The following is a 9,690-nucleotide window of genomic DNA, read 5'->3' as shown; positions in this document are numbered from 1 at the left end:
GATCTTATCCGTATAAGCCATCGAAGTGCCTCCTCTACTGATTGCTGCACACTTTTAGTAGATTGCACTCGATGGCTTTTTCGTCAAGATTCAGCCTCCAGAAGAATTTACACCACTATTTGAGACTTTAACTCAAATTGATACATACCGCACGCCATTGCTTACGAATGGTGCGCAACGGAATCAGCGTACCCATGTGAATAATGAGCGGGCAAATCATGATGGAGCCTATCGTCGGCATCGTCGAATTGGTGAGCAAATCTTGCGGAATCACGCGAAGTCGCGCGCAGGTGCGGATATTATCAAGGTGCATGCGACAGGTGGCGTCCTTAGTCCAACAGATCACCCTGAATTTACGCAATTCTCACAAGAAGAGCTGCATGTCATGCTAGAAGAGGCGTCATTCCGAAAAGGGATTAAAGTCATGGCTCACGCCCAAGGTGCAGAGGGAATTAAGAATGCAGTTCGAGCCGGTATTCACTCGATTGAACACGGAATTTTCCTAGATGATGAAGCGATTGAACTCATGCTGGAACACGGCACATACTTAGTACCCACCCTGCTCGCCCCCGTCGCTGTCCTGGAATCGGCTGAAAAAAACGACGACATGCCAGAATACGGAATCCGCAAATGCCGTGAAGTGATTGAACAACACTAGGAGAGTATTGCAAAAGCGTATCGCGCTGGTGTCCGCATCGCAATGGGCACGGACGCCGGTGTCATGGCACATGGAACGAACCTGCGTGAACTCGGGCTGATGTGCCAAATTGGCATGTCGCCCATGGAAAGTATCGTCGCTACGACAAAGACAGCGGCCGAATGCCTGGGATGGGACCACATTATTGGCACCTTGGCAGTCGGAAAGCTGGCCGACATCATCCTGACAAACACCACCCCCTGGACGACATTCGGTCACTAGAGAACCCGAATCATATCGTGACTATCATTCAAAATGGAAATATCATGAAGACCTTGCAGACCAAATCGGCATTGAATGCTGTCTACGCGTAAATGTTCGTAGATGTTAGGGTTCGAAAAGGTTCACCTGTGAAAGTAAAAATTCGGGATGCATATAATCGCCTTCCGAAGCGAAACACTGTGAACCTTTTCGAACAAAGCTTAAGGTCTTTGTCAAAAAACGCTGTTGGGATACCCGTATTAATTCCCCAGTTATATGCAACCACAGCAGCGGCACAGACTGCAATCTGATTCCATGGGGCATTTAATGCACTGTGTCCCCGACCAAATATCCCCATATAGGATGAGCGTTTTGCAAATTCCTAAACCCTTTGCAGGGCAAGGAATAACAGGACACAAAAAAGAATCCTGAAACATAAAAGACAATATAACAAAAATGTAATTTTATCCATTTATCACAATATAGTTACTTTTTTACTTTCTCAAAAATATTCATTCTGTAAAAGGCTCATATAAGAACGTGTAACAGTGCCTCTACCTATCCCTCTACATGAGCAAGATGTTGCACATCATTCTCTGAAGTTGTAGTGCGTTTGCGAATTATCCGAGCATAACCCGTTGTGATAATTGGTACCAGAATTGCTGTAACGATAACGCTAGCCGCAACCTGCACAGTCGCCGTTGCAGCAATTCCCTTATACCCAACATAAGTTGCTGCTACAGCTACAGGTACCGCAGAGGCATTTCCGGCTGTGGACGAAGCAGCCAATCCAGCAATACCATTACCCTTTGTCAGCTTGTCTAGTATGAACATGACGGCCCCAGTTAACACAACCACGCCAAGACCCAAAACAATGCCAGTACCTCCTGCCTTGACCACTTGCGTCAAGTTAATGCCACAGCCCAATGCCAAAGAAAATAGCGGGATTAACACATCTTTCCCCTTGCTTAAAAATGATCTCATTTCCTCGTCCAGATTGCCTAAAATCATTCCAACAAGCATCGGTAGAATGACGAACACAAACGACATAAAAGGAAAACTTGCGAGTCCCACCACACCGAGAATTAACATAGTGAAAAACGGACCAGACTCCAGCGATATAATGGAGCAGGCGGCGACTTCCTCGGCCGTACCGAGTTGCCCTAATAGAGCCATGTACATCCCGCCATTTGTATCAGAAAACGCAGCGACAATCGCCAAGGCTGATAGCCCTAAAAAGAGGTGATTCGGATCATGGGCGAACAGCTTAATCAACAGCCCGACCAGCGCCGCAAACAAAACTTTCCCTAGCCACAATGTGATGCCCTTTTTAAGAATGATGCCAGCAGCTTTAAATTCGATGGTTGAGCCCAAACATACATAAAATGCACCTAACAAAGCACTAGTTCCGGACAACAATCCACCCGTAAACGAGCTCTGTAAAACCGTGTTATCAAACATATTTGGGTCGATAGTACGAATAATAGCTCCAATAAAAAGTGGAACAATCATCATTCCGCCGGGAATCTTATCTATAAAACGCTTAATCGGCACATGTATCCCTCATTTCTTTTAGGCTATCTAGTCTCTTCCCAACCAAGTAAAGCGCTTACTTTTTCTGTGAAACACAAATAACCCATCACTATCACCGTCTTTTGTTCACTTCATAGAACTAATGAATTGTATATCGCTCAACAGCACCGTCGTCGAGAACCAAACCGATTCCGGGTCTGTTTGGAATCTCAATTTGACCATGAATGGGCCGTAGCCTCTCAAGCAGGATTTCCTCAAAATTGTAAATATCCTCTTCAGGTACGAAATACTCCACGGTAAGCGCATTACTTACCGCGCCAACCAAGTGAATGTGTAAATTCGCATGCCAGTGCGGAGCCACCTCAATTCCAAAGGTTGATGCTGTATGAGCTACACGCAACCACTCCGTGATACCGCCTAATACCCCTGCATCCGCTTGGAGAATAAGAGCGGCATCTTTCGTAATGAGCTCGTGAAATCCAAATCTCGTCGCTTCGATTTCACCGGTTGCAATTGGGACTGTCGTCCGACGCGCCACCTGTGCATGCCCATCGACATAATCCGGTGACAAAGGTTCTTCGAACCACCATATATCGAACTTTGAAAAGGCCTCAATCGCTCGAACCGCCTCAGGAACAGACGTGTATGCATTATTCGCATCAATAGCAAGTCTCGCATCCTTACCAATGGTCTCGCGAGCAACACGTACACGTTCCACATCCTGCTGTATGGATACGCCACCAACTTTAATCTTAAAGTCAGAGAATCCCATCACTTGATATCGAGCAAGTTCATCTGCTAAACCTTGGAGGTCTTTTCCCTCTCTGTAATATCCACCAGAGGCATACGCCGGCACCGTGCTGCGATGGCCCCCAAGCAATTGATAGAGCGGTAACCCCGTCTTTTTCCCCATCAAATCCCACAAAGCGATATCCACGCAGGAAAGTGCTCTCAATCCAGCACCTCGCCGCCCTAACAGAAGCATTTCTTGATAAATCGACGCCCAATGTTTCGATATCATCGAAGGATCTTGACCGACCAACAGTGGTGTACAAAATTGATTGACCATCAGCGCAACAATAGTTGCACCTTTCGTGCCGGCGTAAATATATCCAACGCCGTCGACGCCTTCGTCCGTTTGAATTTTAACCAGAACATACTCCCTAGCAAATAAATCCCGTGTTGAGATGCGTGCCGGTTGCCGGAGTGGAATAGACAAAGGGATACTTTCTACATTCGTGATAATCAGTTTGAACCCGCCTTTTCAACTATTGAAATCTGATTCATCAACCTAGATAAGTGTCGTTCTCTACTAACCGCAGATTCCCTTTCCTGATAAGATGTCTACAGTGCTCAAGTCTACCCATAGCACCTTACCCTCGACACTCTCCACGAATACTTTGTCATCTGTGACTTGAACCACTCCAACCCGTTCATACCGCGTCAAAGGCTCCACAGCAACCTTCATAATTCCATAGATTTTGCTTTGCTTATCCATCACTAGCCCCCCTTTACATATGACTTAAGGAACCCTAGTAATACAGAATTGTTCGTCGTGACCGAGTATCTCCGCCTTGACCATTTTCCCTGATGCGACCTCGAGTATCTCCTGGTATATCTCCTCCCCCTTCTCCTCTAAGGTACTTTTACCGGCAATGACTTCGCCAATGTTTAGATCGATATTTTCTCTCATCTTGTTATACGTATTGGGATTTCCTGTAATTTTTATCACTGGAACACCTGGAAATCCAGTTGGCGTCCCTCGACCTGTTGGAAAAACGATGATTTGTGCCCCAGCAGCCACCAAACCGGTGCTGACTTCTCCATCGTGTCCTGGCGAGTCGAGTAACAACAGTCCTTTTTTATCTGCCTTTTGGCCGTAAGACAAGGTCCCGCTAAATGGCGCACTCCCTGACTTCTTCATACTGCCAAGCGCTTTTTCCACCACACTCGATAACCCGCCATCGTAGTTCCCCTTTGATATGAGGTGCGTACGATTCGGATTGCTCGAGTTCCTCGTCTGACGCGCTAGCTTAAGTTCTGTCTGACGAATAATCTCTCGTATTTCATCGGCCACCTGTTCATTCACCGCCCTTCTGGCCAGAATATCTTCCGTCCCAATCAGTTCTGTAATTTCACTGAGGATAGACGTTCCACCATGAGCGACGAGCTTGTCAGATGCCAACCCCAGCGCAGGATTCGCCACGAGTCCGGATGTCATATCTGATCCACCACAGTTCAGACCTATCACCAATTCGCTCACGTCTGCTTCTTCTCGTTGCTGCCTGGAGGCGATAAGTTGCATCTCTCTAGCGTACTTGGTTCCTTGTTGGATAGCGGATATAGAATCACCCGATTCCTGGATGACAACGGTTTCAAGCATCTTGTTCGTAGACGCTATCCCAGAGGCCAACTCATAAGGTGAAAATCGTTCACAACCCAGCCCCACCACCACAACACCGGCAAAATTCGGATTCTTCCCAATTTGAATCAGTGTTTTTGCCGTAATCTCTAGGTCTTCCCCAACCTGACTGCATCCAACTGGATGGCGAAAATATATCGATCCCGGTACTTGATATGCTATCCGTTCCGCCACCTTCGCGGAGCAAAACACGGAGGGGATAATCGCGATATGGTTTCTGACACCGATAGAACCATCTTTTCTTCGATAACCTAGAAACTTATCGGCCATATTTGAAACCCCTTTCACAATACATGTTGTGATTGTGAACCCAATCTCCTATTTCAATCGATTCCGCTGCCTTACCGATTTCTTCTCCATACTTCAAAACTGGCTCATCACGCACAAAAGATTTTAAAGCGACTTTGTGCCCAAACGGGATATCCACCAAAGCTGTAATTTCCAGAGCCCCTTCTGCCGTTTCGACACGAAAGTGGTCACCCTTTTTGATATCCTCTAGCGCTACAGCGACATTGTCCTTGACATCAATGACCAAAACCCGTTTTTGCATACTCCCCGCGACCACGTGTTGCTCTACTGCCACGCTGCCTCACCTCTTATCTCACATGTTGAATCATTCATCTGTCCTCGAGGCTGTCTTTCGTCGTTTCATCAGGTTCACTACATGTGTGAGTTTACATATAGATTTGAACGAAGTAAAATTGTTTTTTATAATCCATGTATAGAAATTGACTATATAATATTTGAGGGATGTTTCATGCGCCTGGAACAATTGGTGTACTTCGTTGAAATATCGCGACTAAAATCCTTTTCGCTCGCTGCTCAACACTTGCAAATTTCCCAGCCCAGTGTCAGTCAAGCAATCACAAACCTTGAGGATGAACTGGGCGTCAAACTATTTAAGCGATCCCGCTCGGGTGTCACCCTGACAAGCACTGGTGAAAAATTGTTGAAGAAAGCGCAGTCTGCCATCAACATTGTCAACGAGATAAGAGAAGAGGCACAAGCGGAAACCCTTTCCTTACGTGGAAAACTCCATGTCGCTGCAATTCCGAGTATGTGTAATACCTACCTTAGCTATGTCTTATCCGCCTACAAAAAGGCACATCCGTTTGTGCGGGTTGAAGTGAGAGAGGACGGCTCGAAACAAATTGTCGAGGATATCCTCGGCAATCAAGTGGATATTGGTCTCATCTCACACGTCCCGGAAGAGCCAGTCCCAGAAAAAATGATATTTCATCCGCTATTAACCAGCACATATGTCACTTGTATTGGGAAAAAATCAACGATTCCAGTGGCAAATCCCATTTCAAAAGACGTGATCGCCAATGAAGCGATGATTATGTTCGGACCCAACCATCGTCAAGAGGAATATATTAAAAAGATTCTTAACACAGAACAGTTGAATATTCTTCTCTATCTCGGGAATTCTGAGGCGGCGAAGAGAACCATCGCTGAGGGAGTTGCCATTGGATTTTACCCAGATTTTTCGCTGAAAAACGATCCCTATGTAAGTTCCGGGGATATCATTCCGCTAGAAATCGAAGACAATACATTGACGTTTTGGTTTGGTTGGGCTCGCGCAAAGCATCAGCACTTTTCAAAACAAGCACAGGAGTTTGTCAAGATTTTAAGACAAGTCATCCAAGAAAAATCAGCATAAGCTGGCCCAATGGCCAGCTTATGCGCATACTCCTCTTTACCCTTGGTAAACCAATCGACCGCGAACAATGGTATGCGTCACATTCCACTCTGCATCCACTGCAATCAGGTTGGCCGGCGCACCAACTTCTAATCGACCATGCGGCAGACTTAAAAAGCGCGCCTGGTTCAGCGACGTGACATGTTGAACGTCGTCTGGTGTGAGAATTCCTAGGTCGAGTAGATTTTTCACAGCGCGATCTAATGTTAAGGTACTCCCCGCCAACGTACCATCTGGTAACCGAACAGCGCCATTCTCCACGAGCACGCGTTGCCCAGATACCTTAAAGTGGACGCCCTCCGGCATGCAAGCTGCCATCACCGCATCGGTGATGAGCATCATTCTATCTAACCCTTTTGCCTGAAACGCCAATTGCATCGCCGCATCGTGAACATGAAGTCTGTCCGCGATAAGTTCTGCATAGACGTCCTTGGTCGTCAACGCGGCCCCGAGTAGACCCGGATCACGGTGGTGTAGACCAGACATCGCATTGTACAAATGGGTGACACTCTCAATCCCTGCCGCAAATCCTTCCTTTGCTTGCGCGTACGTAGCGGCGGAGTGACCCGCGGCAACTTTAATGCCCAATCTGCGAGCTTCTGCTACAACCGCGAGCGCGTCTGGCACATCCGGGGCGAGCGTCATGTAGCGAACCGTGCCACCAGACGCCTTCATCCATCGCTGCAGTTTTTCGACGCTTGGCGCTTGAATGTGCTCCTTTGGTTGAGCGCCTGCCTTTTTGACACAGATAAATGGCCCTTCGAGGTGAAACCCAAGGATTTCTGCACCGTCTGGTTGAACACCTGGGTGATAATTGCGAAGTGCCCGTTCAATCTGCTCATCCGCTGCTGTCACGGTCGTCAGGAGTAGGCCGGTCGTTCCGTGCTGCGCGTGTATCTTACAAATTTGCTCGTAGGCGTCTTCCGTGCCTAGCATCACTTCCGCACCGCCACCTCCGTGGACGTGGACGTCGATATACCCAGGCAATAACCTACCACCGGTGTCAATGGTGGCACTGCCCACAAGACTGCTAGAACTCGCCTCACCTATCGTCGTAATCCTGCCATCCTCGATGCCGACATCCATATGCTTCGCCCCAACTTGCCCGCGTATCACAAGGTTCACGCTATCTCACCACCGTTTAGATTCGCCCTCTGTAGCGAGCCGTCAACCGCTGATTGAATTCATCCGCACCGTCCACGTTGGCGCTCATCAGGATGGGCACTTCCACGGCGGCCTCAATCAAATTGCGCGTGATTTCTGCCGTCAGACACTGGGCAATCACCGCACCCGTCACAGATGAGATGGAACACACGCGCGTCGCAAGTTCCGGCGCTTCGAGCAATGCGTCACCAATCGGGCCACAATTGTCAATCACCACGTCAGCCACTTCAAACAAACGCTTGCCTGACGGATGGCGAGACGTCACGCTTTGGGTGTGAGCGAGTGAAGTCACACAGATAAGAGGCAACCCCCGCTGCTTCATGAGCAACGCCATCTCCACCAGTGCGCCGTTGCGACCAGAGTTCGAGACAATAATGACACCGTCCTCCGGGCGGATATCGTAGAGTTGGAGGAGCTCGTGTGCAACAGCGGGATCACGCTCAATGCTCGGGTCATGAATATCATCAGGAGTATTTTTGCTTCGCCACAAGTCGTCGATGCTCATCATGTGCATAGGCACTAAGCCCCCAGCGCGGTTCGACATCTCCATGGCGAACGCCTTTGAGTGACCCGTGCCAAAGATATGCACGACGCCCCCGTTCACAATCACTTCCGCCAATCGCTTCCCCGCCTCACGAATCGCATCCAGCTGAGTGCCTGCTACCTGTTTCACAGCATCGAGCGCAGCTTCTACAAACACGCTTGCGGATATCATCTCAAACTCCTCCTTGTGGCTGGTTGGCAAATAGCTCGTGCACGAGACGTTTCGTGACCACGAGCAGCTCGCGCGCGCCCTCTTGTCCGTAAACGCTCATCAGCACTTCATAAGATGGGTCTTGGTAAGGTGTGACGTCTGGCAGATAGCCGACACACCCACCGTAACCCACGAGTGCTATCGGTAGACTGACCTCGGCATCCAAGAGTTGTTGAAAAGTCGAAAATGGCTCACCCGGCCAAAATGCGAACAAACCAACGCCCGGAAAGTACCAGACGCGCAACGGGATTCGGACATCCGACACGTCGGCAGCGTGCACGACGTCATACCCGTTCATTGCCTGCGTGAGCGTCTCCGCTGTGCGCTGGTCCACGCAAGGCCGATTTAGCACGTCGCGCAATGCGGCGAGATGGATACGCGCCGCGGGTCGCAAGGTGACAAGAGAGGAGGCAACGACCAAATTGGGATTATCCACCGTGAAATCCGGCGCTTTCACCATTGTGGCAAGAACCACCTGGCCTGCACGTAAACCGAATCTCTCCATCTCCTCGAAGTCCTGCGCTCGACGGGTCTGGCGCGTACTGATGTCCCCTGCCGCACCGTTTAGAAACAGCGATTGCGTTCCATCGCCAAAATGCGCTTCAATGACACTGCGCGCTACACCAGGCCACTCGGCAGAATAGCGGAGATTAGCGGCACTGAGTACCGTTGGATGACAGGGTAAGTGAAATAGGACGAGAATCGGGTTCGCATGCTCCGCGTCCGCATAAAAGGCTTGCACGTGTAGCGGCAAAGGTGTCACTTTGCCTTGTCGGCGAATCGCGCCAAACTGGTCCATCTCGCCTGACCAACGCGCCGTTCTCACAACCGGCTGTAATCGACGGTAGGCCGCGACACACGTTTCTGCGATTTTTTCGATCACGATTGCCACAAATGTTTGATTCTGCGGCTCTGTCGCCACGAGCGACGGTGCGGCATGCGTATGGGATGATACCATCTGCACAGTGATGTTTGCACGCCGAAGTGTTGAGCAAAGTCGCTGTTCAATCGACTGCGGAAAATCTAATGGTACATCCAATAAATCCATCGTCACGAGGAAAAAGGCGTGTTGTCCGCGTGTTTGGAAGCAAGCAGCTTTGACGTATAACGTATCGTGCGTACGTTCACCGAGAGACAGCCGTGCGGCGTACCCCCACATCACAAGTCCAGGATCCGTCAACAACGCACATTCGGCCGTTCCAAGCTCGATCATCGCG

General features: G+C 49.1%; 9 protein-coding genes and 1 pseudogene. 2 read left to right on the top strand and 8 right to left on the bottom strand.

The genetic code is table 11. From position 1 onward, the window contains the following. Positions 1-283: 283 nt before the first annotated feature. Positions 284-1,011, top strand: a pseudogene (locus J3482_RS12775) (metal-dependent hydrolase family protein); the annotation flags it as partial. A gap of 445 nt (positions 1,012-1,456) precedes the next feature. Here the strand turns inward: J3482_RS12775 and J3482_RS12770 are convergent. The 5 genes from J3482_RS12770 to J3482_RS12750 form a co-directional block, all read right to left on the bottom strand. Beyond that, positions 1,457-2,452, bottom strand: a complete 996-nt coding sequence (locus J3482_RS12770; RefSeq protein WP_146821357.1) for a 2-keto-3-deoxygluconate permease — start codon at positions 2,450-2,452, stop codon at positions 1,457-1,459. 118 nt (positions 2,453-2,570) lie between these two features. Then, entirely contained in the window at positions 2,571-3,650 is a 1,080-nt protein-coding gene (locus J3482_RS12765; protein WP_206917895.1) for a mandelate racemase/muconate lactonizing enzyme family protein, read from the bottom strand. A 93-nt stretch (positions 3,651-3,743) separates the two neighbouring features. Then, entirely contained in the window at positions 3,744-3,929 is a 186-nt protein-coding gene (locus J3482_RS12760) for a hypothetical protein (protein WP_146821361.1), read from the bottom strand. A 24-nt stretch (positions 3,930-3,953) separates the two neighbouring features. Further along, complete coding sequence (locus tag J3482_RS12755; protein WP_146821363.1) at positions 3,954-5,123, bottom strand: UxaA family hydrolase; 1,170 nt, start codon at positions 5,121-5,123, stop codon at positions 3,954-3,956. After that, complete coding sequence (locus tag J3482_RS12750; RefSeq protein WP_206917899.1) at positions 5,113-5,436, bottom strand: UxaA family hydrolase; 324 nt, start codon at positions 5,434-5,436, stop codon at positions 5,113-5,115. Before J3482_RS12750 ends, J3482_RS12755 begins: the two co-directional genes overlap by 11 nt. 81 nt (positions 5,437-5,517) lie before the next feature. Between J3482_RS12750 and J3482_RS12745 the strand changes: the two genes are divergently transcribed. Continuing rightward, on the top strand, positions 5,518-6,516 hold the full coding sequence (locus J3482_RS12745) for a LysR family transcriptional regulator (RefSeq protein ID WP_223203973.1): 999 nt from the start codon (positions 5,518-5,520) through the stop codon (positions 6,514-6,516). A 36-nt stretch (positions 6,517-6,552) separates the two neighbouring features. Here the strand turns inward: J3482_RS12745 and nagA are convergent, their stop codons facing one another. The 3 genes from nagA to J3482_RS12730 are packed head-to-tail and all read right to left on the bottom strand — an operon-like array spanning position 6,553 to position 9,686. Continuing rightward, entirely contained in the window at positions 6,553-7,680 is a 1,128-nt protein-coding gene (gene nagA, locus J3482_RS12740; RefSeq protein WP_206922494.1) for an N-acetylglucosamine-6-phosphate deacetylase, read from the bottom strand. A gap of 16 nt (positions 7,681-7,696) precedes the next feature. Continuing rightward, on the bottom strand, positions 7,697-8,434 hold the full coding sequence (locus J3482_RS12735; protein WP_206917909.1) for a sugar isomerase domain-containing protein: 738 nt from the start codon (positions 8,432-8,434) through the stop codon (positions 7,697-7,699). Position 8,435: 1 nt separating this feature from the next. After that, positions 8,436-9,686, bottom strand: coding sequence for a hypothetical protein (locus J3482_RS12730; RefSeq protein WP_206922493.1), 1,251 nt, complete (start codon positions 9,684-9,686; stop codon positions 8,436-8,438). Positions 9,687-9,690: the final 4 nt, after the last annotated feature.

It is taken from the genome of Alicyclobacillus suci, from assembly GCF_017329615.1.
In the GTDB taxonomy this organism is placed as follows: domain Bacteria; phylum Bacillota; class Bacilli; order Alicyclobacillales; family Alicyclobacillaceae; genus Alicyclobacillus; species Alicyclobacillus suci.
The sequence above is the reverse complement of the archived record's forward strand: the minus strand, read 5'-3'. Positions and strand labels throughout refer to the sequence as shown.

Coding starts and splice junctions, on each gene's coding strand:
- J3482_RS12730 (WP_206922493.1), bottom strand. CDS start 9,686: ATGATCGAGCTTGGAACGGCCGAATGTGCGTTGTTGACGGATCCTGGA.
- J3482_RS12745 (WP_223203973.1), top strand. CDS start 5,518: ATGTGTGAGTTTACATATAGATTTGAACGAAGTAAAATTGTTTTTTAT.
- J3482_RS12735 (WP_206917909.1), bottom strand. CDS start 8,434: ATGATATCCGCAAGCGTGTTTGTAGAAGCTGCGCTCGATGCTGTGAAA.
- J3482_RS12755 (WP_146821363.1), bottom strand. CDS start 5,123: ATGGCCGATAAGTTTCTAGGTTATCGAAGAAAAGATGGTTCTATCGGT.
- J3482_RS12760 (WP_146821361.1), bottom strand. CDS start 3,929: ATGGATAAGCAAAGCAAAATCTATGGAATTATGAAGGTTGCTGTGGAG.